The organism is Methylobacterium sp. J-076 (genome assembly GCF_022829405.1).
Lineage (GTDB): Bacteria > Pseudomonadota > Alphaproteobacteria > Rhizobiales > Beijerinckiaceae > Methylobacterium.
This window is the reverse complement of record NZ_JAKSXW010000050.1, coordinates 18,579-43,104: the sequence shown is the minus strand read 5'-3', so window position 1 is coordinate 43,104 and position 24,526 is coordinate 18,579. Positions and strand designations below refer to the sequence as shown.

Annotated in this window: 27 protein-coding genes and 4 pseudogenes; 20 read left to right on the top strand and 11 right to left on the bottom strand. The window is 65.9% G+C overall.

Translation table 11 applies throughout. The features are described 5' to 3' along the window. Window positions 1-3: 3 nt before the first annotated feature. Together MKK53_RS03910 and MKK53_RS03905 are read left to right on the top strand one after the other, a co-directional pair. The gene (locus tag MKK53_RS03910; RefSeq protein ID WP_007568932.1) at window positions 4-1,263 is read left to right on the top strand and encodes an ImmA/IrrE family metallo-endopeptidase; all 1,260 of its coding nucleotides are present in this window, start codon (window positions 4-6) and stop codon (window positions 1,261-1,263) included. After that, on the top strand, window positions 1,264-1,746 hold the full coding sequence (locus MKK53_RS03905; protein WP_007568929.1) for a DUF4411 family protein: 483 nt from the start codon (window positions 1,264-1,266) through the stop codon (window positions 1,744-1,746). 137 nt (window positions 1,747-1,883) lie between these two features. Here the strand turns inward: MKK53_RS03905 and MKK53_RS03900 are convergent, their stop codons facing one another. From MKK53_RS03900 to MKK53_RS25640, 5 genes are all read right to left on the bottom strand, one after another. Beyond that, window positions 1,884-2,393 carry a TspO/MBR family protein gene (locus MKK53_RS03900; protein WP_165486585.1) on the bottom strand — a complete coding sequence of 170 codons (510 nt, stop codon included), beginning with the start codon at window positions 2,391-2,393 and terminating at the stop codon, window positions 1,884-1,886. 113 nt (window positions 2,394-2,506) lie between these two features. Continuing rightward, complete coding sequence (locus tag MKK53_RS03895; protein ID WP_007568927.1) at window positions 2,507-2,938, bottom strand: hypothetical protein; 432 nt, start codon at window positions 2,936-2,938, stop codon at window positions 2,507-2,509. Beyond that, entirely contained in the window at window positions 2,938-3,573 is a 636-nt protein-coding gene (locus MKK53_RS03890) for a recombinase family protein (RefSeq protein WP_007568925.1), read from the bottom strand. The genes MKK53_RS03895 and MKK53_RS03890 overlap by 1 nt, the downstream gene beginning before the upstream one ends. Window positions 3,574-3,747: 174 nt before the next feature. Then, the gene (locus MKK53_RS03885; protein WP_081497060.1) at window positions 3,748-3,975 is read right to left on the bottom strand and encodes a GDCCVxC domain-containing (seleno)protein; all 228 of its coding nucleotides are present in this window, start codon (window positions 3,973-3,975) and stop codon (window positions 3,748-3,750) included. Window positions 3,976-3,980: 5 nt separating this feature from the next. Continuing rightward, entirely contained in the window at window positions 3,981-4,415 is a 435-nt protein-coding gene (locus tag MKK53_RS25640) for a mercuric transporter MerT family protein (protein WP_081497064.1), read from the bottom strand. Between the two features lie 47 nt (window positions 4,416-4,462). Between MKK53_RS25640 and MKK53_RS03880 the strand changes: the two genes are divergently transcribed. Further along, window positions 4,463-4,876: a MerR family transcriptional regulator gene (locus tag MKK53_RS03880; RefSeq protein WP_007568921.1), complete on the top strand. Its 414-nt coding sequence runs from the start codon at window positions 4,463-4,465 to the stop codon at window positions 4,874-4,876. Window positions 4,877-5,152: 276 nt separating this feature from the next. On the opposite strand, the gene MKK53_RS03875 is transcribed toward MKK53_RS03880, so the two are convergent. Further along, window positions 5,153-5,818 (bottom strand): ArsR/SmtB family transcription factor, encoded by a 666-nt coding sequence (locus MKK53_RS03875; RefSeq protein WP_007568919.1) that lies wholly within the window; start codon window positions 5,816-5,818, stop codon window positions 5,153-5,155. 147 nt (window positions 5,819-5,965) lie between these two features. Continuing rightward, window positions 5,966-6,256 (bottom strand): annotated as a pseudogene (locus tag MKK53_RS03870) (integrase core domain-containing protein); the annotation flags it as partial. A 146-nt stretch (window positions 6,257-6,402) separates the two neighbouring features. Between MKK53_RS03870 and MKK53_RS03865 the strand changes: the two are divergent. Then, window positions 6,403-7,680, top strand: coding sequence for an IS110 family transposase (locus MKK53_RS03865; protein WP_243927030.1), 1,278 nt, complete (start codon window positions 6,403-6,405; stop codon window positions 7,678-7,680). Between the two features lie 238 nt (window positions 7,681-7,918). On the opposite strand, the pseudogene MKK53_RS03860 reads toward MKK53_RS03865, so the two are convergent. Beyond that, a pseudogene (locus tag MKK53_RS03860) lies at window positions 7,919-8,730 on the bottom strand (IS3-like element ISMra1 family transposase); the annotation flags it as partial. A gap of 90 nt (window positions 8,731-8,820) precedes the next feature. Further along, window positions 8,821-9,513 (bottom strand): uracil-DNA glycosylase, encoded by a 693-nt coding sequence (locus MKK53_RS25635; RefSeq protein WP_409564265.1) that lies wholly within the window; start codon window positions 9,511-9,513, stop codon window positions 8,821-8,823. Window positions 9,514-9,783: 270 nt separating this feature from the next. Between MKK53_RS25635 and MKK53_RS03855 the strand changes: the two are divergent. The 16 genes and pseudogenes from MKK53_RS03855 to MKK53_RS03780 all read left to right on the top strand — a co-directional run. Further along, window positions 9,784-10,131: pseudogene (locus tag MKK53_RS03855) on the top strand (transposase family protein); the annotation flags it as partial. 409 nt (window positions 10,132-10,540) lie between these two features. After that, on the top strand, window positions 10,541-11,656 hold the full coding sequence (locus MKK53_RS03850) for a YeiH family protein (protein ID WP_007568908.1): 1,116 nt from the start codon (window positions 10,541-10,543) through the stop codon (window positions 11,654-11,656). 596 nt (window positions 11,657-12,252) lie between these two features. After that, window positions 12,253-12,903, top strand: coding sequence for a thioredoxin domain-containing protein (locus MKK53_RS03845; protein ID WP_230368354.1), 651 nt, complete (start codon window positions 12,253-12,255; stop codon window positions 12,901-12,903). A 103-nt stretch (window positions 12,904-13,006) separates the two neighbouring features. Further along, window positions 13,007-13,222 (top strand): annotated as a pseudogene (locus MKK53_RS03840) (hypothetical protein); the annotation flags it as partial. A 129-nt stretch (window positions 13,223-13,351) separates the two neighbouring features. Further along, complete coding sequence (locus MKK53_RS03835) at window positions 13,352-13,492, top strand: hypothetical protein (RefSeq protein WP_007569004.1); 141 nt, start codon at window positions 13,352-13,354, stop codon at window positions 13,490-13,492. 40 nt (window positions 13,493-13,532) lie between these two features. Next, the gene (locus MKK53_RS03830; RefSeq protein ID WP_007569003.1) at window positions 13,533-14,336 is read left to right on the top strand and encodes a hypothetical protein; all 804 of its coding nucleotides are present in this window, start codon (window positions 13,533-13,535) and stop codon (window positions 14,334-14,336) included. 10 nt (window positions 14,337-14,346) lie between these two features. Further along, complete coding sequence (locus MKK53_RS03825; protein ID WP_007569002.1) at window positions 14,347-15,321, top strand: molybdate ABC transporter substrate-binding protein; 975 nt, start codon at window positions 14,347-14,349, stop codon at window positions 15,319-15,321. A 10-nt stretch (window positions 15,322-15,331) separates the two neighbouring features. After that, entirely contained in the window at window positions 15,332-15,637 is a 306-nt protein-coding gene (locus MKK53_RS03820; protein WP_007569001.1) for a LysR family transcriptional regulator, read from the top strand. Between the two features lie 497 nt (window positions 15,638-16,134). After that, window positions 16,135-16,905, top strand: coding sequence for a c-type cytochrome (locus MKK53_RS03815; RefSeq protein WP_007569000.1), 771 nt, complete (start codon window positions 16,135-16,137; stop codon window positions 16,903-16,905). Further along, a complete protein-coding gene (locus MKK53_RS03810; protein ID WP_007568999.1) occupies window positions 16,902-17,855 on the top strand; it encodes a c-type cytochrome in 954 nt (317 codons plus the stop codon). Before MKK53_RS03815 ends, MKK53_RS03810 begins: the two co-directional genes overlap by 4 nt. Continuing rightward, window positions 17,855-18,010, top strand: coding sequence for a hypothetical protein (locus MKK53_RS03805; RefSeq protein WP_007568998.1), 156 nt, complete (start codon window positions 17,855-17,857; stop codon window positions 18,008-18,010). Before MKK53_RS03810 ends, MKK53_RS03805 begins: the two co-directional genes overlap by 1 nt. Before the next feature lie 9 nt (window positions 18,011-18,019). Further along, complete coding sequence (locus tag MKK53_RS03800) at window positions 18,020-18,535, top strand: cytochrome c oxidase subunit II (protein WP_007568996.1); 516 nt, start codon at window positions 18,020-18,022, stop codon at window positions 18,533-18,535. Then, window positions 18,532-20,283 (top strand): cbb3-type cytochrome c oxidase subunit I, encoded by a 1,752-nt coding sequence (locus tag MKK53_RS03795; RefSeq protein ID WP_007568994.1) that lies wholly within the window; start codon window positions 18,532-18,534, stop codon window positions 20,281-20,283. The genes MKK53_RS03800 and MKK53_RS03795 overlap by 4 nt, the downstream gene beginning before the upstream one ends. Then, window positions 20,280-20,897: an SCO family protein gene (locus MKK53_RS03790; protein ID WP_007568992.1), complete on the top strand. Its 618-nt coding sequence runs from the start codon at window positions 20,280-20,282 to the stop codon at window positions 20,895-20,897. Before MKK53_RS03795 ends, MKK53_RS03790 begins: the two co-directional genes overlap by 4 nt. Further along, window positions 20,890-21,528, top strand: a complete 639-nt coding sequence (locus tag MKK53_RS03785) for a cytochrome c oxidase assembly protein (RefSeq protein ID WP_007568989.1) — start codon at window positions 20,890-20,892, stop codon at window positions 21,526-21,528. Before MKK53_RS03790 ends, MKK53_RS03785 begins: the two co-directional genes overlap by 8 nt. A gap of 25 nt (window positions 21,529-21,553) precedes the next feature. Beyond that, window positions 21,554-22,225 (top strand): YoaK family protein, encoded by a 672-nt coding sequence (locus MKK53_RS03780; protein WP_052311458.1) that lies wholly within the window; start codon window positions 21,554-21,556, stop codon window positions 22,223-22,225. A 14-nt stretch (window positions 22,226-22,239) separates the two neighbouring features. Here MKK53_RS03780 and MKK53_RS03775 read toward each other — a convergent pair whose 3' ends face one another. Together MKK53_RS03775 and MKK53_RS03770 are read right to left on the bottom strand one after the other, a co-directional pair. Next, complete coding sequence (locus tag MKK53_RS03775) at window positions 22,240-22,806, bottom strand: inorganic diphosphatase (RefSeq protein ID WP_409564264.1); 567 nt, start codon at window positions 22,804-22,806, stop codon at window positions 22,240-22,242. Then, a complete protein-coding gene (locus tag MKK53_RS03770; protein ID WP_007568984.1) occupies window positions 22,713-24,386 on the bottom strand; it encodes a bifunctional protein tyrosine phosphatase family protein/NAD(P)/FAD-dependent oxidoreductase in 1,674 nt (557 codons plus the stop codon). The genes MKK53_RS03775 and MKK53_RS03770 overlap by 94 nt, the downstream gene beginning before the upstream one ends. Between the last annotated feature and the right edge of the window lie 140 nt (window positions 24,387-24,526).

Below are 24,526 nucleotides of genomic sequence, written 5' to 3'. Positions count from 1 at the left end.
GCCATGGAGAGAGCCGAGAACATCAACCCGAGTATCCTGGCATGGGCGCGGCAGTCGGCTGGCCTGTCCCTTGAGGACGCGGCCAGCAAGATCGGCATCCAGCCGAGCGCGGTCAGCTCCGCCGCCGAGAAGTTGCAGGCCCTTGAAAGCGGCGAGCGGTTTCCGACCCGCAACCAGCTCGCCAAGATCGCGAGTGTCTATCGCCGCCCGGTTGTGACCTTCTATCTCAAACAGCCCCCGGCCCAGGCTTCGCGGGGCGAGGACTTCCGCACCCTGCCTTTCGACGTGCCGCCGCGCGAGAGCGCCAAGCTGGACGCGCTGCTCCGGGACATCCGGGCGCGGCAGGAGATGGTCAAAAGCATCCTCGAAGATGAGGACGAGGCCGCACCGCTTGATTTCGTCGGCTCCGCCACCGTCCAGCAGGGCGTTCAGGCTGTCATCGACAGCATCGCCGCAAAGCTGGAAATCCGGCTTGATACGCTGAGCCGCCGCAACGGCTCGGCCGACGACCTGTTCAAGGATCTTCGTAGCCGGTCCGAACACATCGGCGTGTTTGTCCTCCTAGTCGGGGACCTAGGATCGCATCACCACACGATCAGCGAGCGCGTGTTCCGAGGCTTCGCCATTGCGGATCGCGTTGCGCCGTTCGTGGTCATCAACGATCAGGACGCCAAAGCCGCTCGTGCCTTCACGCTCCTGCATGAGCTGGCGCATATCTGGTTGGGCCAAACCGGCGTCAGCGGCATGGTCGGAGAAGGCGAGGCCAAGACGCCCCAAGGTGCCATCGAGCTGTTCTGCAACGATGTCGCCGGGCGGTTCCTGCTGCCCGACCAGGCGTTCGCCGCCGGACCGGACTTCACCCCGGCCGATCTGCCGCGCGCCATGGCTGCCATCGCCAGAATGGCAGAGGCTTGGCGCGTCAGTGAGCCTATGGTTGCCTATCGCATGCACCGCATGAAGTGGATCAGCGGTCCGGCCTATCGCGACCTTGCCAGCCAGTACGCCGCTCGCTGGCAAGGCCAGAAGGCGCGTGCCAAGGACGACGCCAAGGAGTCCGAAGGCGGCCCCAGCTACTACACCGTCAAGCAGTTCAAGCTAGGTGCTGCGCTTGTCGGGCTGGTGCAGCGGTCCGTCCGCGATAACCTCCTGTCACACACTAAGGCCGCGAAAGTCTTGGGTGTCAGTCCAGGCGTCGTCGAGCCACTTATCAAACGATACGAATATGCCAGGGGTGCCATGGTGCCCGGCATCGGGAGGGACTGATTGCTCTACCTCCTTGATGCGAACGTGTTGATCCGAGCGGATGAAGAATATTACGGCTTCGACCTCGTACCGCAGTTCTGGGATTGGCTGCTTGGCCAATGCCAGGCGGGGCATGTCAAAATGCCACTCGAAATCTGGCAGGAAGTCTGTGGCTCGCGGACCCAGCTCGGCCAGTGGATCAACGACAAGGACGTAAAGGCCGCACTGATCCTGGATGAGGAAGCCGACCCCGCGATACTGAACGACGTTCTTGATAGCGGCTATGGCCCGAACCTCACCGACACCGAAATTGAGAAGATCGGTCAGGATATGTTTTTGGTCGCCTACGGCCTTGCCGCGCCCAATCGCACGATCGTGACAAAGGAAGTTTCTGCTCCCTCTAAGAAGCGGGCCAACCGCAAGGTGCCGGATGTCTGCAACTCGTTCGGCCAGGTTTGGATCAAAGACTTCGACCTCTATCGCACCCTCGGCTTTAAGGCGTAATTCGCACCGGCAATCTGCACCGAAGAAGCCCAACGACTTCAACGTGTGCGGCATGGTGCGGAAGTCTTGAGTTTAGCATCGGCCCTGTTGCGCGCTCTGCCGAACAGCGAAACAATGGCATAAGATAGCTCGGTCGATTAGTCGTTCTTTCGCCAGATCTCTTCGGCGAGCAGCGTCGCGAACGATACCCAGGCCACCAGTGGAATGCCAAGCTGGCCTGCGGTCTTATCGACCTGACCGGCCGTTGCCACGTAACCGACTGCGCTTGCGCCTAGGGCGGCCGATGTGACGGTGGCCCATCCCGTCGATCGCTGACCAAAGAAGACTTCGCTCCAGCCGGCGATACCGATTTGGTTCGCGGCCCAGAACGCCAAAGCCGTCGTCCGCTCAGGCGATCCCTCAGCGCGAAGCAGTCGATAACCGCCATAGGCGAGCGACGCCTGGATGCCCGTCCAGGCAACCGGGTAGACCGGCGACGGCGGTGTGTAGTCTGGCTTTGAAAGGTGTCGATACCAGCGCCTTGTCCGGGGGTGGTCAGGCGTCGGGCTAGCGCGCCGCCCGATGAGTAGGGCTGCCGTGACAGCGCCGACCGCCAGGGCCGCAGCCTGGAGTGGCGATAGGCCTCCCGTTCGAGCGTGTGATGCCATGCGGGTACTCCTCAACGGGTGTCGATCATCCATGTGGGACGAGCGCGGGCATCCACCCAGGGCATCGACTGGGCAGTGACGAGTTTTTGTTCGGAAAGGTCGGCGGCTCGCTATCAACCAGTTCCGCCGAACAAATCGCCTATCGCCTTACGGGCACGAAGGGTCACCCGCCTGCACCGCTGATGCTCCGGCCGATCGTGGTTCATGTGACACCGTTGGCAGAACGCCACGAGGTTGGCGTCTGTGTTGTCGGCTGTATCGTGGTTGCGATGTGCCGTCGCCAGCACTACGCGCGTCACCTTCACCAGTCCCGGCTCCATGCTCTCGGGAAGGGATAAGGCGCGACGCACGAAGCGACCTCGATCATCACGCCACCGCTCTGCTTCGGCATCCCACCATCTGCCGTCGCCTAGGTGCTGCACATCCTCCATGTGCGGCCGGCCGCATCCCTCGCACCGACCCTCTGCCCGCACGAAGCGGATCATGGCCGAGAGTTGCTTCCAGTCGATCGGGTAGAAGTAGCGATGCTCGCGACGGATCGGCATCAGTGACCCGCGTCCTGCATCAGGCCAGCCTTCACCCGCTTGGCGATCCGGGCAAGGGTCGAGCGGCTGCATCCGGTGGCGGCCTGGATCTGGCTCCAGGGCGAACCGGCTTTCAGCATGGCCGCGATGCCCTCATTCCGCTTCGTATCCTCCTGGCGGCCTCTGTATAGGCCCGCAGCCTTTGCCCGGGCCTGCCCTTGCGCCTGGCGACGGCGCCGATCGTCGTAATCCTTGCGGGCGACCGCCGCGAGGACATCGAGTAGCATGCCATTGATTGCCTGAAAGACCCGACCCGTGAACTCGTCGGCCGGCGTCGCCAGGCTCCAAGAGGTCGGCAGGTCGAGCGCCACGATCCGCACGCGCTTGGCGTCGATCTCCGCCCGGAGCTTCGTCCAATCGTCTGAGGTTAGGCGGGACAGGCGGTCGACCTGCTCGATCAGCAGCACGTCCCCCGGTCGGCAGTCCTTCAGAAGGCGGAAAAGTTCCGGCCGGGCCAGCGTCGCCCCGCTCTCGTTCTCGACATAGGCCGCCGCGATCGCCAGGCCGCGCTCATGCGCGAAGGCGTCGAGCTGCGCCCGCGCCCGGGTCGCGTCCTGTTCGGAGGTGGAAGCGCGCAAATAGGCGCGGACGAACATGAAACCCGCCAACCGGTTCGATTAGAATAGGTATCATGATAGTGGTTCGATTTGAATGGTCAAGCTGATTATATGAGACTGCTAATCGTCCAGTTCGATTGAGGCATACCCAAATCGAACCATGAGGATCGACTGCCTCGGGTGGGCAGCAGCTATGTTCGGTTGGGTTGGTCGCTATGATTCCGAGCAGCAGCGCGCAGGTTGTCCGCTCTCACGGGCCTCTTGGATCGGCGGACAGGGTACGTCGCCGAAGGAACAGAAGACGCAGCAGTCGCCTGCATTCGGGCGCAGGAGCGCACCGCATCCGGTGCACTCGTAGAAGAACTGGCATGCGTCGGTCGGCATCGTTTCCGTCGCCTGATGGCCGCAGCGGGGGCATGTGAGAGTGGACTGAAGCTGCATCCGCTTCACCGCATGGCCCTGAGCACCGCGGGCTCAAGGTAGGGTTCCCATACAAGCGCCAAGGCAACCAGCGCCGTCCCCATCCCGAGCAAGACAGCCGTGCGCCGTGATGGTCCGGTGCTGGCATATGGACCAGCCATGGCGCAGGCCGTTGCCCGGCGGCGGAAGAACAGCGCCCAGCCCACAAGGAGGGCCAGAGCGGCCCCGCCGAGCAGGAGCGGCCGTATGCTCGCCAACATCGTCAACCCGCCGAACACAGCCCCCGTCGCGCCGAGACCGGCGAGCGCCATCGGCAGGGCGCAGCAGGATGATGCCGCAAGCGCCCCCAGCCCGGCGACCGTGCCCAGCCCGGCAAACCAGCTCCCCGCAGGAACCGGCAGGCTGTCCCGCGGACGTGGGGCGGATCTCGCAGAGGCCGCTATGGATGGTGTGTCGGTCATGATCGTGCCACTCTGCATCCCGTAGCCACTACGGGATCAAGAGGAAAATGGTCACGGGTCCGCGCGGCCTCTCCATCGGGCAGCTTGCGGCGGCAGCCGGGGTCAATCTGGAGACGGTCCGCTACTACGAGCGCATCGGGCTCATGCCACCGCCTGCCCGCACCGGAGGCGGTCACCGGGCCTACGATTCGGCCCACGTCCAGCGCTTGGCGTTCATCCGTCACGCTCGCGCGTTGGGTTTCGGGATCGAGGATATCCGGGCCTTGCTGACGTTGGCCGCGCCCGGTCACCGATCCTGTGCCGAGGTCCGGGACATTGCCAGTGCGCACCTATCCGAGGTCCGCACCAAACTCGCCCATCTCGCACGGCTTGAGAGCATCCTGAGCAACACGATCGACCAGTGCAGCGGTACGCCGACGCCTGCCTGCCCGGTCCTCGATATGCTCGATGCTCCGATGTGATAGCCCAACCCTTTTGAAGGTCCGAATTAGGTTAGAGCAGCCGAGAATAGCGGTCCGTTAAAGGCGCATCCATAACGAACCGATGGTGCGAGTTGCGATCCGCATACCCTAATCGAGCCGTTTTGAGCGCACCCTTCTGCGCGATCGGGACTGTGTTCTGTCAAAGGCTTGTCGGGCAGGCTGCAACCGCGCGAAACCGTACCATTTTGCGCGATCAATATGTTGTGCTGGTCGCATAACGGATGCAGCGGACCGTAAGAGCCAGGACTAGAAGCGTTATGCGGCCTCAACCGGTAGCCCAGCAGCCTTCCACTCCGGAAAACCGTCCTCCAGCCGGTGCACCGTGAAGCCGCGCGCGCGGAGGACCGCGACCGTCTCGAACGACAGAACGCAGTACGGCCCCCGGCAGTAGGCAACCACCTCACGATCCGGCGGCAGCTCGTTTAATCGCTGCTCCAGTTCCGGCCAGGGGATGTTGAGCGCGCGCGGCAAATGCCCCAACCGGAACTCGCTTTCCGGGCGCACATCCAGCACCGTTACCAGCTCGCTTTCCAGGCGCTCGGTCAACTCGGACCGGGAGACCGGCTCCATCGCATCGCGGGCGCGGAAGTAGGCGGTCATCACCCGCTCGACCTCCGCCATATTGCGCTCGCCAACCTGGCTGAGAGCTTTCAGCAACGCGATCACCTCACCTTCCCCAGCCAGGCGGTAGAGCACACGCTTGCCGTCGCGGCGCGTCGCGACCAGGGAGGCCCGCCGCAGGATTTGCAGGTGCCGAGAGGCGTTGGCGAACGTCAGCGAGGCCCTTGCGGCCAACTCCTCCACGCTGCGCTCGCCCTGGCCCAGGTGCTCTAGGAGTTCCAATCGGTTCGCGTGACCGAGCGCCTGCGCGATTTCGGCCAGGCTGGCGAAGATCGCCTGTTTCGGTCCCACACTTGACACGACACCTCTCAACGTCAGAACATTCAGCAGAACGATTGAATGAGTTTGAGCCTCTCAAGGGAGGAGTGATCTGCCCCCAGTGAAGTGGTCCGCCCTGAGGTATGGCTTTCGGGCCAGGTGGAGTTGACCCGGTTTGTGGTCCACGACCTATGCAATTTCTCGGGCTGTGACAGCTTGGTTGGCGAAGGCTCGGGGCGTCAAGCCGCCCAGGGCTGTATGGGGTCGATCTTCGTTGTAGTGGCACCTCCAGTCCTCGATGCGTTCACGGGCATCGGCTAGCGATAGGAACCACGAAGCGTTCAAGCACTCTGCCCGTAGGCGGCCGTTGAACGACTCGATGTAGGCGTTGTCGGTCGGCTTACCCGGTCGGGAGAAGTCGATCTCAACCCCGTTCAGATAAGCCCATTGGTCGAGCATGCGCCCGGCGAATTCCGGCCCATAGCACATCAGGAAGATGGCTCGACGGTTCGGGGGCGGCGCGCGAAGCCATGCTGAGCGCAGCGCGCCGCCTTGGGCGGTCATGGCCGACCGGCAGGTCTCTAGAGTGACGGTGTTCGAAGCCTCATTCCGGAGACGGATCGACCATGACCAGACCACAGCTTACGCCGCCGGCCGGCGTTCTCGTAGCCATCGACGTCGCCAAGGCCCGCAACGAGGTCCTGATCGAGGTGCCCGGCTCCGGCCGACGACGCCGGTTGAGCGTCCTCAACACCCGCGCCGAGCACGACCGTCTGATCGCGCTGCTATCGGACCTCGGTCAGCCGGTGACCTGCGGCTTCGAGGCCACCGGCAACTATCACCGCCCGATCGCCTGGCGCCTGCTCCAGGCCGGCTTTGCCGTGCGCCTGATCTCCTCCGTAGGGCTCGCCCGCACCCGCGAGGCCCTGCACAACGGCTGGGACAAGAACGACCCGAAGGACGCCCAGGTCATGCTGCACATGATCCGCATCGGCGCCTCGCAGGTGTACCACGACCCGCTCGCCGCCGGCATCAACGACGTGCAGGAACTGTCCAAGACGCACGACGCCGTCTCAAAGGCCAAGACCGAGGTGCTGCATCGGATCCTGACCCACTACCTGCCGCTGTACTTCCCGGAGGTCGACCGCTTCCGCCACAACAGCCGCTCGGACTGGTTCTTCGCCTTCCTCGACCGCTTCCCCACGCCCGCCTGCATCACCGCGCTGAGCAAGGAGGCCTTCATCGCCGCCGCCTGGGATGTCGTCGGGCGCAAGGTCGCCAAGGCGCAACTGCTCGGCGACATCTACGAGACGGCCCGCAGCTCGATTGGCCTGCCGGTGCCGCCTGACGCTCCGGCGGTGAGCATGTTCCGGCTCGTCATCGGCGAGGCGCGCGGGCTGATCCAGCAGCGCGACGCCATCGAGGCCACGGCCGACGCCCTCCTGACGGACAGCTCCGACTACAAGCTGCTGCGCCGCATCCCCGGCATCGGCCCGATCAACGCCCTGACCATCCTGGCTGAGGCCGGCGACCTGCGCCGCTTCGGCCATCACCGGCAGTTCCTGAAGTTCTGCGGGCTCGATCTGGCCACCCAGCAATCCGGCACCTTCCGTGGCCAGACCAAGCTGTCGAAGTACGGCAACGCCCGGCTCCGGCGTACGCTCTGGCTGGCTGGGCAGGTGGCCATCCGACAGCGGGAGAACGGCTTCCGTGACAAGTTCGAGCGCTACATCGCCCGCGACCGGCACGATGCCGACCTGCGGCGCAAGGCGCTGACCGCGATCACCGCCAAGATGGCGCGCGTGGTGCACGCCGTCATCAAGACCGGTGCCGACTACCGGCCCTTCGTCGAGGGGCCGGTGCCAGGTGGGAGAACCCCTCTCAGCAGAGCCGTGAGGGCGTGAGAGCCACGACCCTGTAGACAATGCTCGGGTCTCCTGCCTGGATCGACATCTCGTGTTGAGGACGGTGAGGACCACGGTGCCGCGTGCATCGGCTGGATCCTGTGTTCGCTATGGCCGAGAGTTCTTCCGGATCGGCAGGAGCCGCCTGGATCGACGTTGACGACAAACACACCGCGGGCGCATGTTCGCGGACAGAGACCTGTTGCCCGACCAGCCGTCCTTCCTCGCTACGTAGGACGTTGTCAACCCGTAGGCTCTTTGGACGACCGCGGAGCTTCACCAGTGCGTCCAGGGCCTCGGTCACCTGGAAGGCGCGGAAATTGGCTCTCGGTGTGAGCGAGAGCGCCTCTCGCGTATGGCAATCGACGACCGTCAGGATCCGGAATGGACGCCCGTCGAACAGGCGATCGGACATGAAGTCCATGGCCCAGACCTCGTTGGGACCGCCGATCGCGGGCCGCCCTTGTCGGTAGCGCCAGGCCCGTTTGCGCTTGGGTAGCTTGGGCCGGATCGACAGCCCTTCGTCCCGGTAGATCCGGTAGGTGCGCTTGTGGTTCACCTCCCAGCCCTCCCGTCGCAACAGGATGTGCAGCCGCCGGTAGCCGTAGCGCACCCGTGCGGCAGCGAGTTCCTTCAGCCGCATGCGCAGTGCCACCTGAGGGTCGGCGCGCTTGCGGTAACGCTGAGACGAGCGGCCGAAACCGGTGGCCTGACAGGCCCGACGCTCGCTGATGCCGTAGGTCACCTGCAGGTGACCGGCGACCTCACGGCGAACGGCGGGCCTCACCACTTTCGCTTGAGCACATCCTGCAGCATGGAGCGGTCCAGCGTCAGGTCGGCCACCAGCCGTTTGAGCTTGCTGTTCTCGTCCTCCAGCTGCTTCAGCCGCCGGATCTCCGGCACGCCCATGCCGACGAACTGCTTCTTCCAGCGGTAAAACGTCGGCTCAGACACGCCCATCTTCCGGCAGACCTCATCCACCGAGGCGCCGTTCTCCGCCTGCCGCAGGGCAAAGGCGATCTGTTCGTTCGTGAAGCGTTTGCGAGGCATGGCATCCACCCTCCTTCAGGGTTCAGGATGCCCGAAAAACTTGCGCTCGGCGCGGACCAGTTTGCTGGGTCAGGGTCAGCCGACCCTGCACTAATTTTGAACTCGGACCACCTCGTGGGGGCAGGTCACAATGGCCCCGCTGCGTAACGCTCTCTGTTTAATGTCCGGGGCGCCGGTGGGTTGCGCCGACCTTCGACTAACGGCACTTACTTCCATGAAAGCGCGCTCGAGGCGAGCGAACGCGGTTTGATCTGCAGCCAGATTTGCCGGGCTTGGATGCGGTGCCATAAAGACGATCGGCACGCGTTCTTGCACCCGATCGGCCAGGGTGCTTGCTTCAGCTCCCAGAAGGACCACCGCCTCCAGTCGAGGCAATAGTTCGAGCAGATCGGGAAGAACTGCACGAGCCGCCGCCCTATCGTGTGCGGAAGGCACGCCGAGGGTCCGCCCCCTGCGCAGGAGGATCCATGGTACCGCGTTCCAGAGCACGCTTTCACGGCGCGGAATTCCTGCGGCCGCAAAAAGCCGTCTTAAAGTTCTCGCTGTGCCCGTCGGATTGTCTCGCGAGGTAAATCGAATCGGTGCCAAGCTCGGCCCCGGGGTTGCAAGGAGAAACAGCAGCCGGGCGTCGACCCCACCGTCGAACGGATCGAAGTGTGGGACCTCTCCGTGCGACGCGCGCAAAGTTTCTGCATAAGCTTCTAACCGCGTGATATGTGCCGAGCCGAGCGCTGCGATGCGCTCAGCGATCGCGGAGGAGCTGTCCAGTAGTCGCTCGGTCATGCACTTGGATACCGATGTGATTACGCAAGCATGAGAAGGACCCTTTACGGCGTTCCGGCGAAGGCACGAAGAAAGAGGGCAACGCTCGCAACGCCGCCGGGCGAGAGCAGCATGAACCAGCAGAACCGGATGGCCAAGCCTGGGGTCTGTTCGAGCTTATACCGATGTTGCATCGTGTTCCACTAATCCTCCCTCGGCATCGTGGTTCTCCCGCACTTTGCATGGAACGGTCGCGGTGAGGGGGATGGCACGGGCTGATTCACTAGGGGGATGATCCTGTCCTCTTCCCTGCCGGGCTGCACCATCGAGTGCGTCATCCGGAACGACGGTCGTCTTGTTGTCTTCGCCCAGGCGCGACGTGTGCATGGGCGTTGCTCAACCTGTGGCACGACCAGCTCTGCCGTTCACAGCCGCTATGAACGCTGCCCGGCCGATCTACCGAGCGTCGGTCAGCCCATGACGCTGCGTCTGCGCATCCGACGCTTCTACTGCCATTATCGTGCCTGCCGCCATCGCACCTTCGCTGAGTCACTCCCGCAGCTGATGCCGCCGCGAGCATGCCGGACGCGCCGCCTTGCACAGGCCCAGACTCGCATCGGGCTTACCGCCGAGGGCGAGCCCGTGGACTACAAGCGGGGTCAACTCCAACATGGCGCGAAGCCATACCTCACGGAGGACCACTTCCCAGGGGGCAGGCCACGCGAGGGGGCGGCCAGCGGAAGAAAAAAACGCTTGCGAGGCACTGCACAATTTGAGGCCTACATCGTAGCAATAATTGCTCGCTACAATTATTGTAAGCCAAAAGATTACTATTTGGATTGATCCGACCATTGACATGTCAGAAATAATTCGCTGGGTTCTCGGTGCCATTTCTTATCTTACCTCCATCGGAACCGTTGCCGGATTGAGGCGAACTCGAACACGAAAGAGTATCCATCGAATCAAACGAACAGAATAATCTCATTAATGAGTTGGACTGATTGCTCGTCGGGATGTGAGGTAGGCCGCAGACGAAAGGCCAAAATTCATGTCCGCCGCCCCATCACTCGTCTCGTCGAAAGTTCACAACTCCTCTGTCGGACAGCAATTCGTGGGATGGATCCGCCGTGTGGGACCTGGCCTGCTGCTCTGTCTCGTCGTCACGGGCATCGCGATCGGGCTCGAGTATGTCGAGACCGATCTGCTTGGCCGGGCTTGGCTCGAGGCTTTGGTGCTGGCTATCCTCCTCGGTACGGCTATCCGCACCATTTGGACGCCCTCGTCACGTTGGCGATACGGCATCGCCTTCTCGGCCAAGACGCTCCTCGAAATCGCCGTCGTGCTCCTCGGCGCGTCCTTGAGCGTTGGCACCATCGTCGCGGCCGGCCCGGCCCTACTAATCGGCATCGCTGCCGTTGTGGCGATAGCGATTGCAGTCAGCTACGGCCTCGGTAGAGCTTTCGGCCTTCCGCGTCGCATGGCGGTGCTGGTGGCCTGTGGTAACTCGATCTGCGGCAACTCAGCCATCGCCGCCGTCGCCCCTGTAGTTGGTGCGGACAGCGAAGATGTGGCGGCCTCGATCGCCTTTACCGCCGTGCTCGGCGTACTCGTGGTGCTTGGCCTGCCCATCCTCGTTCCACTCCTGCACTTAACGAACATGCAGTACGGCGTGCTCGCCGGCCTGACAGTCTATGCGGTGCCGCAGGTGCTGGCCGCCACTGCTTCTGTGGCTGCGCTCAGCGTGCAGATCGGCACGCTCGTCAAGCTTGTGCGTGTGCTGATGCTCGGCCCCGTAGTTCTCATGCTGTCCATGCTGGCAAGCCGGCTGCGCGAGGAGACCGATGAACCTGCCCCCGATGTCACGGCGGGCGACCGGCCGGCGCCGGGCCGCGTCGCGATCCACCGTTTGGTTCCCTGGTTCATCCTCGCCTTCCTAGGCATGGCAGGCCTACGCTCTCTTGGCCTGATCCCGCAGGTCATGCTCGTCCCGATCGCCACAGTGGCCACCATGCTTACCATCGTCTCGATGGCGGCGCTGGGCCTCGGTGTCGACGTGAGGGTCGTGGCCCAGGCCGGTGGGCGGGTCACAGCTGCAGTCACGCTCTCCCTGTTGGCTTTGGCCGCGATCAGCCTCTGCCTGATCCATCTGATAGGTATCACGTGAGCCAGACCGTTAGATCCGATGCCCGTAGTGCCCGGGGGCAATCGCATCCTCGAACCGCTTCAGGTATCCCTTTCCCTCACCGCCGCCGCGGTGGCCATCACAGGCGGCAGTCTGTTGTTCGAGCACGGCCTGGGCTACCTGCCCAGCTAGCTATGCCTGATCGAGCGCCAGCTCTACTAGACGGCAATGCTCGTGGCAGCTGGAGCAACGATCCTGCCCCGCATACGCCTCTAGCTGCCGAGCGCGGCACTACTCGTGTTCCTGCTAAAGACATGTCTCGGTATCTACCACGCACGCGCGGAACAGGGGCATGGCCCGATGCCGCCGATTGCATTGGATCTGGCGACCCTGTCGCAAGGCCAGTAGACGTACTCCTACAATATCGATCGAATGCCAATCGTCAGCTTCACCGAGGCAGCGTGGCTTTTTCTCGACTTTTCAATGGCTGGCTGAAACGCTGTGCTTTTACTAGGCTTTTAGCATAACTCGCCTCGTATGATCTGCGCATGACAGCCGATAGCGCTATTAAAATCTGTGACAACAACCATCGCTATTCTAGAAAGATGATTATGATGAAAATCTTTGGGGATTCTATGATGATGTCTCGACGGGATGCCATGCGGATCGGCGGTTTTGCCCTGAGTGCGACGGTGACGCTGCCTCAGCTGGCAGGCCTCGCTCAAGCTGCGACCCCCTCCATACCATTGGCAGACCTGATGCGACCGGGGCCGCTTAACGACCTATGGCTCGGTCCTGAAACTGCAAAGTGCACCATCATCGAGTATGCCTCGCTGACGTGTTCCCACTGCGCCCAATTCCATACCGAGACCTGGCCGAAGCTCAAGGAGGAGTACGTCGACAAAGGCCTCGTGCGTTTCACCTTACGCGACTTTCCGCTTGATCCACTTGCAACTGCAGGCTCCATGCTGGCACGAGCCGATAATGGAGTCAGATACTATCCAGTTAGCAATCTGCTCTTTGAGCATCAGCGTGACTGGGCCTTTGTAGACAAGCCACTCGACGCGTTACAGGTTATGATGCGCCAAGCCGGCTTTTCACAAGCGAAGTTCGAAGCGACACTGAAAGATCAGAGCCTTTACGAGGCAATCAACACCGCGAAAGACCGAGCTTACAAAACTTTCAAAGTCGACTCGACGCCATTTTTTTTCATCAACGGCGCCCCACTGCCGGGTGCTCTTTCGTTTGCTGATTTGGAAAAGATCATCAAACCAATTATCGGCTCCTGAGACGAGCGCATGCCGAGTGATAAATGATCGAATGCTTGATTGAGATATTCACTGTCAGCCCTCGTAAAAGGGACTAGCAGGAATTTGGGTGAATGGTCCCGCCCTCCGTTCGGCCGGGCTGATCCCGCAGGCGGCGCTCCATCCGATCGCCGCGACCGCCGACGTGCTCACCATCGTCTCGATGGCGGCGCTCGGGTTGGGCGTCGATGTGCGCAGCGTCGCGGGTGCCGGCGCCCGGGTGACGCTGGCGGTGGTCGCCTCGCTCGTCGCGCTGACCGCGGTCAGCCTCGGCCTGATCCGCATCCTCGGCATCGCCTGACCCGAGTTATCGAAAATACAGAACGAAACGTGCTGAACAAACCGTTTTTCAGAACGGCAAGGGAAGTCCATCTTGAACCCAAGGCGGTCGATCGAAGGAGCCGGGACCGCCGATCCGGAGGAGGGGGCCATGACCGAGCCGGCCATCATCGAGACCGCCGAGCAGGCCCGCGAGGGCGAGACCAGCGGGCACATGCGCTGGGTCTTCCTGTGGAGCCTCGCCCTGTCCATCGCGGCCATCGCCATCGCCGGCCTCGCCATCGTCGGCTGACCGCCGACGCCCCGATCCCGATCCAGCAGGAGGATACAACATGACGTTCAAGACCGGACGGCGCGGAGCGCTGCAGATTCTCGGCCTCGGCCTCGCCGCGGGAGCGGCGGGCGGCACGGCCCTCACGCCGGCGGCGGCCCGGGCCGCGAGCCCCGACAAGCCCCCCCTGGTCGAGGCCGGGGCGGGCGACCTGCGCGCCTTGATGGAGCGCCTCGCCAAGGCGCCGCGGCGGCGCGACTTCAAGACCGTGCCGATGATTCTCACCAAGACCGAGGAGTGGGACCACGAGGCGCTCACGGAGGTGATGGCCTACAGACCCAAACCGAAGCAGGTCTGGGACAACACCGACATCGCCAGCCCCTGGCTCAACCTGATGCGCAACGCGCTGAACGCGCAGGTCTGGTCGTTCCGCCACCCGGACTTCCTCGCGGTCTCGGCGACCCACGGCACGGCCCACCTCGCGCTCTACGACCAGGAGACCTGGGACAAATACAAGCTCGCCGACCTCGCCGGGCCGAAGTTCAAGTCGAACACCCTGATCGTCGAGGGCAAGGCGGCCTCGGCCGACCCGAAGAACTTCGAGGATCCGGCCGGCGTGTTCTCGCCCGAGGACAACGCGATCCCGGTTCTGATGCGGCGCGGCGTGGTGTTCACCTCCTGTCACAACGCGATCTGGGAGGAGGCCGGCGGCCTGATCGCCAAGGGCGTCAACCCGGACAAGCTCAGCCACGAGGCGCTCGCGGCCGAGCTGACCAACCATCTCATCCCCGGCGTGATCCTCACGCCCGGCGCCGTCGGCACGCTGCCCGAGCTGCAGCAGGCCGGTTTTCACTACGCGAAGTGAGGAGGGCTCGATGCACCATTTCCACAAAGCGATGCTCGCCGGCTGCGCCGTCGCCCTCGCGCTGTCCTCCGCCGCGCGGGCCGAGGACGCGAAGGGCCCACCCGGCCCGTTCCCACCTTGGCAGCACGGCGACAACAACGACGCCACGCCCCGCGGTCTGCCGTTCACCGTGCCCGAGGTCGACGTGCTCGCCGACTTCCACGGCAGCCTGGACGATCCGAAGCTCGTGCTGTTCGTGGGCGGCAACTACTTCTTCGCGATGGCGCCGCTGGTGAAGGCGTTCGAGGCGAGCCACCCGGAGTACAAGGGTCGGATCTTCTGGGAGACGATCCCGCCGGGCCTGCTCGTCAAGCAGATCGAGGCGGGCGGTACCGTCACGGTCGGCAACATGACCTTCACGGTCAAGCCCGACGCCTATTTCGCCGGGCTCAAGAAGGTCGAGGCGCTGATCCACGAGGGTAAGCTCGTCGGGCCGGCGGTGCCCTACGTGACCAACACGCTGACCATCATGGTGCCCAAGGACAACCCGGCGGGCGTGAAGGGTCTGTCTGATCTCGGCAAACCGGGCATCCGGCTCGCGATGCCCAACCCCGAGTTCGAGGGCATCGCGCGGCAGATCAAGATGTCGCTGGCCAAGGCGGGCGGGAAGGATCTGGAGACAGCGGTCTACGACACCAAGGTCAAGGACGGCTCGACGATCCTCACGCATATCCACCATCGCCAGACGCCGCTGTTCCTGATGCAGGGCCGGGCACAGGCCGGCGTGACGTGGCAGTCCGAGGCGCTGTTCCAGCAGCAGGTCGGCAATCCCATCGGCCACGTCGACATCCCGGACGCGGACAACGCCACGGCCGTCTACGCCGGCGCCGAGGTGAAGGGAGCGGCCCATCCCGAAGCGGCCAAGGCGTGGCTCGCCTTCATCCGGTCTCCCGACGCCCTGCAGATTTTCGAGCGGTACGGCTTCAAGCCGTACCTCGGCGGTTGAGGAGGCGGCGATGGGAGGCAGGATCATGACCCTGCACCAGCTTCGCGTCTTCGTGGCGGTGGCCGAGCGGGAGCACCTGACGCAGGCCGCGGCGGCGCTGCACGCGGCACCCTCCGCCGTCAGCGCCTCGATCGCCGCGTTGGAGACCGAGTACGGGCTGTCGCTGTTCGACCGAGCCGGGCGCGGCCTGCGCCTGACGCCGCACGGCACGGTGATGCTGGAGGAAGCCCGCGGGGTTCTGACGCGGGCCGACGCCGCTCGGGCGCGACTCGCGACGCTGCGGGCCGGGTCGGGCACAGGGGAGGCGTCGCCGTGAGCGGCACGCCGCGCCCGAGCCGACCCGGCGGATCGGCGGCCGTGCGGTCAACCACAGGTGTACGGCCAGCCCAGACACTACCGGTGTCACGCGGCGATCACGTTCAGACAGGACCGACAGCTTATGATCGGCACACCGTGCTCGTTCCACCGTGTGCGACGGACCTTATGGTTGTCGCTCGCGACCTCGGCGCTCGCTGTCCCGGCACCGACGATGGCGGCACCGGCCTGCTCCCCGGGTTATCGGACGGTGGGGGCGGCCTGCCGGTCGATCCACGCCAGAGCCGACCTGGATCGCCGGACGGAAACCCACGGTCCTACGGGCCCTCAGGGGGAGTGCCCGCCGGGCCTGAAGCAGGTGGCCGGGACATGCCTTCAAGCGTGTCCGGGGGGCTACGAGGACCGCGGGGCGACTTGTCTTTATCGCAACCAGTCGAACTGACGCGCGATGGGTCGTCGCCACCGCTGGCGGCGGGTTGCAGCGTTCGGATCAAACGAATGGACCGCAACACGGCGAAAGCTCACACACACGTGATGACAGGCTGCTCGAATACGTCTGCGTGGTGGGGCTTCGTGGGCATTCGCGGCTGGATGTCTCGCGCAGGCCTCGCCCTGACGCTCGCGCTCCTCGCCCCTGCGCCAGTCTTCGCGGGGGACGATCCGGCTACCGGCGCGACCGTCGCGATGCAGCCCGGTTCTTCCGGACGGCCGGCCTGCGCCGCCTGCCACGGCGCCGACGGCGCCGGACAGGCGGACGTGGGCATCCCACGGCTGGCCGGACTCCACGCCTCCTACATCGCCGACCAACTCGGCCACTTCGCCACGGGGGTACGCGCCAACGCGATCATGGCCCCCTACGCCGCCTCGCTCTCGGCCGATGAGCGCCGGGCCGTCGCTGAGTATTTTGCGGCCCTGCCCATCCCCGCACCGGTCGATCCGATCCCGGAGCCGGTCGCCAAGCTCGATCGCGGCATGGCCCTGTTCCAGCGCGGGGACGCGCGCACAGGCCTGATCGCTTGTACCCAGTGCCACGGCCCGAACGGCGTCGGCGTCGGCAGCTTCACGCCGCGGCTGGCCGGCCAGTCCGGCCCCTACATCGCCGAGCAACTCCATCGCTGGCGCGCTGGCGACATCCGCGATCCGCGCGGCGCATACATGCGGGCGATCGCCGCGCGCCTGTCCCCGGCCGACATCGAGGCGGTGGCCGCCTACGCAGCCGGCCTGAAAACGGGCGAGACGATCGAAAACACGGCGGGAGGGAAGCCATGAGGTTCATGCAAGCGGCCGCGACCGCCTGCGCCGTCTCGGCCCTGGCCGTGGCGGGGCTGGCCGCGGAGACGGCGTGGTTCCCGCGTGCGGCCGGGGCAACGGAGACGCCGGCGCCCTTCACGCCGCCGGCCGAGGACGCGATTCCCGCCGGCAAGTTCGGCGACGAAGTCCGGCTGGGCGAGCAGATCTTCCGCGAGCCGGGGGAACACGCGGCCGCCTATGTCGGCAACGACCTGCGCTGCTCGAACTGCCACCTCGACGCCGGGCGGCTGGCCGGCTCGGCGCCGATGTGGGCGGCCTACGTCTCCTATCCCGCCTACCGGTCCAAGAACGGTCATGTGAACTCGTTCCAGGAGCGCCTGCAGGGTTGCTTCCGTTACAGCATGAACGGGAAAGTGCCCCCGCTCGGCGACCCGGTGCTCGTCGCCCTGGAAAGCTACTCCTTCTTCCTCGCCAAAGGCCTGCCGACCGGCGAGAAGCCCGAAGGCCGCGGTTTCCCCGCGCTCCCTAAGCCCGCGCTGGCGCCGGACTACGCCCGCGGCGCGCAGGTCTATGCCGAGAACTGCGCCGCCTGCCACGGAGCCGACGGGCTCGGCCAGTCGGCCGACGGCAAGGTTGTGTTCCCGCCGCTCTGGGGTCCGCGCTCGTTCAACTGGGGCGCCGGCATGGGCTCGATCAAGAACGCCGCCGAGTTCATCCACGCCAACATGCCGCTGGGCATGGGCGGGACGTTGACGCCGCAGCAATCCTGGGACGTGGCGACCTACATCGACAGCCAGGTCCGCCCGCAGGATCCGCGCTTCACCGGCGACGTGGCCGAGACGCGTGCCAAGTTCCACGACAACCCGAACTCCATGTACGGCCGCACGGTCGACGGCGCCGTGCTCGGCGATCCGAAGGTGACGCCCCCGGCTGGCACCGTCCCGGCCTCCAAGGCGGAGCACAAGTGATGAGCGGAGAGGGTATTCCTCCGTCGCCCGCGGAGGAGTCCGCCCCGACCGAACCCGTGCGGCCGGTCGGCACCTGGGTTGTGGCGGCCTTCCTGGTCGCCTCGATCGTCGTCGTCTGGTGCCTGGCGGCGCTGGTCTTCCATACCCGGAGCTGAGAACCCGCGATGAGCGAGACCGGCGCGTCGTCCGCCTTCGAGGACGCTTTTCACAAAGCCGCGGAGCGCCACGAGCGCGCTTGGGTTTTCCTGGCCGTCACGATGCTGACCCTGCTGCTCGCCGGCACGATGTTCCTCGTCGTCTACGCCTACGGAATCGTCGTGCGTACCGACGGCTTCCGCCGCGATCCGGCCGCGCTCGATACCCCCGAGGGCAGCATCGTGAAGACCGGTCCGAACGCCTACACCGTCACCGTGGTCGCCCACCTCTGGCGCTGGAGCCCGAGCCCGCTGCGCATCCCCAAGGGCGCGACCGTCACCTTCCGCGTGACCAGCGCCGACGTGCTGCACGGGTTCGCCATCCAGGGTACCACCGTCAACGTCACGGCGGTGCCGGGCATCACCGGCAGCGTCACCTACACCTTCAACCGGCCCGGCACCTTCAACATCGTCTGCAACGAGTATTGCGGGCTGGAGCATCAGGGCATGCTCGGGCGCATCGTCGTCACGGGAGATCCGGCATGACCGCCACCGCGATCCCCGGCACGCTGCCGGCTTCCGTCGCCGCACCCGCTGACGTCTTGGCGCCGCAGCGGCGCACGATGCTGGCCTTCCTGGTCTGGGGCTTCTCGGCCCTGATGATCGGGGCGATGATCGGCCCGCTCCAGGCGCTCAACTACGGCGGCATCAACGCCTACCCGGCCCTCACGCCGATCCTGAAGTCCTACTACCAGGGCCTGACCATCCACGGCGTGCTCAACGCCTACATCTTCACGTTCTTCGTGACCTGCGGCCTGCTGGTCTATCTGCCGGCGCGCGAACTCGGGCTCGCGCCGAGCATGGCGCTGTGGCGCGGCTGCTTCGCGACGATGGCGCTCGGCACGCTGATGCTGCTGCTCGCCATGTTCGACAACTCGTCGAGCGTGCTGTGGACGTTCTATCCGCCGCTCAAGGGCAGCGCGTGGTTCTACCTCGGCATGACGCTGGTCGTCCTCGGCAGCCTGATGCCGCTGCCGATCCTCCTAGACCTACGTGCCCGCTGGAAGGCGCGCCGGCCCGGCGAGGTCACGCCGCTCGTCACCTACATGAGCCTGACGACCATGCTGATGTGGGCGCTGGCCGGGGGCGGCGCGCTGATCGAGCTCGTCGTCCAGCTCAACCCGTGGGCGCTGGGGCTGACCGATACGGTCGACCCGATCGTGGCCCGCACCCTGTTCTGGTGGACCGGACACCCGATCGTCTACTTTTGGCTGATGCCCGCCTACGTGAGCTGGTACGGGCTGCTCTCGAAGCAGATCGGCGGCAAGCTCGTGTCCGACCCGATGGCGCGGCTGACCTTCGCGCTGCTGCTCGTGTTCTCCCTGCCAGTCGGCAGCCACCATCAGTTCACCGATCCCGGCTTCTCGCCGGTCTGGCGCGGCATCCTCACCGCGCTCACCCTGTCGGTGGCGCTGCCGAGCTTGGTCACCGCCTTCACCATCGGGCTCAGCCTCGAATACGCCGGGCGACTGCGCGGCGGCCGGGGCTGGCTCGGCTGGTTCACCGCTCTGCCCTGGCGCGACCCCAGTGTCGCCGCGCAGGTGCTGGCGATGCTCACCTTCATCTTCGGCGGGGCCGGCGGCATCGTGAACGGCAGCTGGGAGCTCAACAACATCGTCCACAACACCACGTGGGTGCCGGGCCACTTCCACATCACGGTCGGGACCGCCTCGGCGCTGACCTTCATGGGCGTGGCATTCTGGATGCTGCCGCATCTCACCGGCCGCGCGCTCCTCAGCCGGCGGCTGGCGCTCGCGGCCGCGTGGCTGTGGTTTACCGGGATGTCGGTGTTCGCCCTCGGCATGCACTGGGCGGGCCTCTTCGGCGTGCCGCGCCGGGCCTGGGTGTCGATGCTGCCGCGCTCGGTCTACGACCGGGTCTACGGCGACGCCCATCTCGCCCTGATCCTCGTGGCGGTGGGCGGCTGCATCCTGTGGCTCGCGACGATCGCCTTCTACACGGTCTTCCTCGGCAGCCTCGGCACGCGCCGCCTCGACCGGCGCCCGGCGATCCCCTTCGCCCAGGCCTTCGGCGGCCGCGAGAGCTACGCCCTCGACGGCGGCGAGCCGGTCGGCATCGTCGCCCATCAGGAAGCCTCGAAGCTCGCCCGCGCCCTGGAGCATCTCGGGCTCATCACCGCCTTCACCGCGCTCGCCACCGCCGCGGCCTATGTGCCGATCTTCTGGCCATTCCTCCGGAACGTCACCGCCGCCCGCGGGTGGGTCGTCTGGTGAGAGGTGCCGGCATCACGCGACGGGCCGTCCTGAGCGCGCTGCCGCCTGTCGCGCTCATCACGCTGTCGCCCGTCGCGCTGCGGTGGGGACGCTCCGGCGGTGCGCTCATCGGTACGCCGGTCCCCGCCGGTCCGACGCCGCCGCTCGCCTTATCGAAGACCGATGGCCGGCCGTTCGACCTCGCCGCCGAGCACGGTCGCCTGGTCCTGGTCTATTTCGGCTACACGCGCTGCCCGGACGTGTGCCCGACGACGCTGGCCGACGTGGCGGCCGCGCTCGCCCACCTGAGCGCCGGAGAGGCCGCAAGGGTGCGTGTAGCCTTCGTGAGCCTCGACCCCGCGGCGGATCCAGCCCCGGCGTTGCAAGGCTACCTCGGAAGCTTCGGTCCCAGCCCGCCCTTCGTCGGCTTGACCGGCTCGCCCACGGCGGTCGCGCGGGCCGCCGCTGCATGGGGCGTCACGTGGCGGAAGGCGGAAGGTGGCTTCTTCGACCATAGCTCATTCGTGACGGTGGTCGATCCGGGCGGAATTCGCCGCCTCCGCTACGGATACGCGCAAACCCAGGATCCGATCGCGCTCGCTCACGATCTCAGCGTCCTTCTACACGATGCCTGAGCGAGCGCTTCCTTCCCTCCGCCGCGCGGCCGGTGCCACGGGCATCGTCGTGACGGTGGTGGCCAGCCTCGGTCTACGCGACCCGCTGGCCTCGATGGCGAGCTACACCGCCGCTCTGATGGCGCTCAACCAGATCGCTCCCCCACTCCTTCTCCTCGCCCTCGACCGCCCGGGACCGCGCGCGGCGAGATTCCTCGCCGCGACGCTGGATCCAATCCTGGCGTTTACGGCCTTCTGCACCCTGAGCGTCGCGGTCAGCCTGCCCGGCATCTTCGAACCGACGCTGGCCAACGCGCTGTACGCGGCCCCGCTCGGGCTGCTCGAACTCGGGACCGGCCTCATGATGTGGGCGCAGGCGATGCCGGCGACGCGTCAGGTCCACTCGGCCTGGCGGGTGGCTCTGCTCCTCTGGATCGCGAGCGTCCCGATGACCGCGGTCGCCGTCGTGTGGATGCTCAGCCCCGACGTCCTCTACACGCCCTATCTCGACGTCATCTGTCGATGGAACGTGCCGCCGCTCGTCGACCAGAAATGGGCGGGGTTCGTGATGTTCGCAGCCGGCATGCCGATGCAACTCGCGGCCGTCTGGCTTTTGCTGGGCCTGTCAGGGGCGCAACGCGATGCCGCCTGAGCCCGCATCCGAGTCACTCCCCACCTTGCGTGGCATCGACTGGCTCGCCGCCCTGCTGGCCGGCATCGCCGGCGCGACGGATGCCACCGGCATCCTCGCCTTCGGCCGCTACACGGCGCACATGTCGGGCACGACCTCGCAGACCGTCGCGCACGCCCTCTCGAACATGGGCCCGGTGGCACTCGGCATCCTCGCGATCCTGTGCTTCGTCGCCGGCGCCGCGCTGTGCGGCTTCGTGGCCGAGGCGTTCGCCGCGCGGGCGGCCCGGCGGACTCTGGCGGGCCTGCTCGCGGTCGAAGGGCTGCTGCTCGCCCTGGCCGCGACGCTGCTGACCGCCGCACCGGAACCGATCCTCGCTCTGGCGCCGATGGCCTTCGCGATGGGCCTCCAGAACGCGACGAGCTCACGCCTGCTCGGACCGACGATCCGCACCACCCACGTCACCGGGACGCTGACCGACCTCGGCGACGCGCTCGGCGCCTTGGCACGGCGCGGCCTCGGGCGGCGCGCGGCGCTCACGGACGTGGCGGTGCGCAAGGGCCTGCTGTTCTGCGCCTTCGCGGGCGGCGGGGCGTTGGGCGGAGGCGGATACGTCTGGGTCGGCTTGTACAGCCTCTTCGCCTCTGCGGCCCTTCTCGGCCTCGCTGCTGTCGCCCTCGCGCGGTCCGGCCGCGCAGGGATGGCGACGCGGCCCTGACCGATCCTGCTTCGTCAGGCCGATCCCGCCGAAGCGGGATTACTGGCGCTCTCGATCGCCTCGCGGATCATCCGGCGGGCGGCCGCCGGGCCGTCCCAGCCCAGGATCCGCGCCCACTTGCCGGGCTCCAGGTCCTTGTAGTGCTCGAAGAAGTGCTGGATCTGCTGGCGCGTGATCTCCGGCAGGTCGGTGTGGTCGCGCACGGCATCGTAGCAGCGGGTCAGGCGCGCGGCCGGCACGGCGACGATCTTCTCGTCCGTCCCGTGCTCGTCCTGCATCAGCAGGACGCCGACCGGCCGCGCGCGCAGCACTGCGCCCGGCACGATGGCGCGCGTATTGGCCACGAGCACCTCGCAGGGGTCGCCGTCTGGTACCTCACCAGCTGCCAGGGTGGGAGCTGCCATCATGGCGAACAGCGACAGGGCCACGGTGAACGTCCGGTGTCTCATGGGCATCTTCCTTCCGATGTTCGTGGTGCGGTGGCGGATCAGGCGGCGGCTTTCGGCTTGGCCATCCATTCCCGGCCCTTGAGCATCCCGCTCCAGTAGATGGGCGGAAGCATGCGTTCCTTGAGGAACCAAGCCATAGCACTCGGTTTCGTGCCGTCGATGAACCAAGACGGAAAGCTTGGGAGGAGCTTGCCGCCGTAGCCGAACTCGGCGAGCAGGATCTTGCCCCGCTCGACCGTCAACGGACATGAGCCGTAGCCGTCATAGACGGCCTCGGGCTCCTTCACGAAGCCCATCTCATGCAGGAGGTTGTGCGCCACGATGGGTGCCTGCTTGCGCGCGGCCGCGGCGGTCTTGGCGTTGGGGGCGCTGCAAGCGTCCCCCAGGGCGTAGACATCAGGGAAGCGCGCGTGACGGAGGGTGGCGTGATCGACCTCGATCCACCCGGCGGCGTCGGCCAAGGGCGAAGCCCGCACGAAGTCCGGGGCCTGCTGCGGCGGCACGACATGCAGCATATCGAAGTCCGTCTCGACCTCGGAGGTCGCGCCGTCCACGCCGGTCCGGGTGAACCAGGCCCGACGGCCGGGCCCATCAATTCGCGTGAGGTTGTGCCTCAGGTGCAGGCCGGCCCGGTAGCGTTCGATGTATTCCATCAGGGGCGGCACGTACTCCTTGACCCCGAACAGAGTGGGCGTGGCTGTGAAGAAATCGATCGTTACGTCGCCCAGCAGGCTGGCCCGCTGCCAATGGTCGGCCGAGAGGTACATCGCCTTCTGGGGGGCACCGGCGCACTTGATCGGCATCGGCGGCTGCGTGAACACGGCACGCCCCTTCCGCAGGCCCTGCACGAGTTCCCAAGTGTAGGGCGCGAGGTCGTAGCGGTAGTTCGACGTGACGCCATTCCGCCCAAGCGTACCCGCGAGCCCGTTGATCCCATCCCAATTCAACTTCAGGCCCGGGGCCGCGACGAGCCGGTCGTAGCGGACGACGCGGCCGTCCTCCAGGACGACCGCCTTACGGTCAGGCTCGAAGGCCGCCACGCCGGCCTTGATCCAATGCACTCCCTCGGGAATCAGCGACCCCATCGTGCGGGCGGTCTCGTCGGCCGTGAACACGCCGCATCCGACCAGGGTCCAACCAGGCTGGTAGTAGTGCACGTCCGCCGGGTCGATGATCGCGACCGTGAGGTCGGGCTTGCGCACCTTCAGGCTCGCGGCGACAGCGATGCCGGCCGCCCCGGCCCCTACGATGACCACGGTATAGCTCGTCCCGCCATCGTCGCTCGGCGAGCGCCTCCCGGCCGCGATGCGCCGGGCGGAGCCGGCCATGTCATACCCAGCGGCCTTCGTCGCCGCGAGGATGTCCGGAAGCGGACGACCACGCCGGCCTTCGGCGAGCGACCACAACGTCGCCGAACGGGTGCCGGTCCGGCAGTAGGCCAACACGGGCTTCGGCGAGGTGCGCATCGCCTCGGTGAAGGCGGCGACATCGTTCTCGGTGATGCCGCCTGACACGGCAGGCAGGTAGGTCATTTCCAGCCCAGCCTTGCGAGCCTGAGTGGCGACCTCCTCATAGGCCGGCTGGTCGGCGGCCTCGCCGTCAGGACGGTTGCAGATGATCGAGCGGAAGCCGGCCTCGACGATGGCACCGACCTCGCTCGGCGCAAGCTGCCCCGAGACGGAGAGGTCCTGCGTGATCCGTTTCGCGTCCATGGATACCTCCGGGCGGGCAGTGATCGATCCGATCAATATATATTAATATATATCGACTTCTAAGTCACAAGACGAACATATATTGACAGGGCGCGCAAGGGCCTGCACTGTCATGTCATCGATGGATCTGTGCCGTGGAT

Bases quoted from the DNA above. Each gene is read 5' to 3' on its own strand.
- MKK53_RS03910 (WP_007568932.1), top strand. From the start codon at position 4: ATGGAGAGAGCCGAGAACATCAACCCGAGTATCCTGGCATGGGCGCGG.
- MKK53_RS03900 (WP_165486585.1), bottom strand. From the start codon at position 2,393: ATGGCATCACACGCTCGAACGGGAGGCCTATCGCCACTCCAGGCTGCG.
- MKK53_RS03895 (WP_007568927.1), bottom strand. From the start codon at position 2,938: ATGCCGATCCGTCGCGAGCATCGCTACTTCTACCCGATCGACTGGAAG.
- MKK53_RS03890 (WP_007568925.1), bottom strand. From the start codon at position 3,573: ATGTTCGTCCGCGCCTATTTGCGCGCTTCCACCTCCGAACAGGACGCG.
- MKK53_RS03885 (WP_081497060.1), bottom strand. From the start codon at position 3,975: ATGCAGCTTCAGTCCACTCTCACATGCCCCCGCTGCGGCCATCAGGCG.
- MKK53_RS25640 (WP_081497064.1), bottom strand. From the start codon at position 4,415: ATGACCGACACACCATCCATAGCGGCCTCTGCGAGATCCGCCCCACGT.
- MKK53_RS03880 (WP_007568921.1), top strand. From the start codon at position 4,463: ATGGTCACGGGTCCGCGCGGCCTCTCCATCGGGCAGCTTGCGGCGGCA.
- MKK53_RS03865 (WP_243927030.1), top strand. From the start codon at position 6,403: ATGACCAGACCACAGCTTACGCCGCCGGCCGGCGTTCTCGTAGCCATC.
- MKK53_RS25635 (WP_409564265.1), bottom strand. From the start codon at position 9,513: ATGACCGAGCGACTACTGGACAGCTCCTCCGCGATCGCTGAGCGCATC.
- MKK53_RS03850 (WP_007568908.1), top strand. From the start codon at position 10,541: ATGTCCGCCGCCCCATCACTCGTCTCGTCGAAAGTTCACAACTCCTCT.
- MKK53_RS03845 (WP_230368354.1), top strand. From the start codon at position 12,253: ATGATGTCTCGACGGGATGCCATGCGGATCGGCGGTTTTGCCCTGAGT.
- MKK53_RS03835 (WP_007569004.1), top strand. From the start codon at position 13,352: ATGACCGAGCCGGCCATCATCGAGACCGCCGAGCAGGCCCGCGAGGGC.
- MKK53_RS03830 (WP_007569003.1), top strand. From the start codon at position 13,533: ATGACGTTCAAGACCGGACGGCGCGGAGCGCTGCAGATTCTCGGCCTC.
- MKK53_RS03825 (WP_007569002.1), top strand. From the start codon at position 14,347: ATGCACCATTTCCACAAAGCGATGCTCGCCGGCTGCGCCGTCGCCCTC.
- MKK53_RS03820 (WP_007569001.1), top strand. From the start codon at position 15,332: ATGGGAGGCAGGATCATGACCCTGCACCAGCTTCGCGTCTTCGTGGCG.
- MKK53_RS03815 (WP_007569000.1), top strand. From the start codon at position 16,135: ATGGACCGCAACACGGCGAAAGCTCACACACACGTGATGACAGGCTGC.
- MKK53_RS03810 (WP_007568999.1), top strand. From the start codon at position 16,902: ATGAGGTTCATGCAAGCGGCCGCGACCGCCTGCGCCGTCTCGGCCCTG.
- MKK53_RS03805 (WP_007568998.1), top strand. From the start codon at position 17,855: ATGAGCGGAGAGGGTATTCCTCCGTCGCCCGCGGAGGAGTCCGCCCCG.
- MKK53_RS03800 (WP_007568996.1), top strand. From the start codon at position 18,020: ATGAGCGAGACCGGCGCGTCGTCCGCCTTCGAGGACGCTTTTCACAAA.
- MKK53_RS03795 (WP_007568994.1), top strand. From the start codon at position 18,532: ATGACCGCCACCGCGATCCCCGGCACGCTGCCGGCTTCCGTCGCCGCA.
- MKK53_RS03785 (WP_007568989.1), top strand. From the start codon at position 20,890: ATGCCTGAGCGAGCGCTTCCTTCCCTCCGCCGCGCGGCCGGTGCCACG.
- MKK53_RS03770 (WP_007568984.1), bottom strand. From the start codon at position 24,386: ATGGACGCGAAACGGATCACGCAGGACCTCTCCGTCTCGGGGCAGCTT.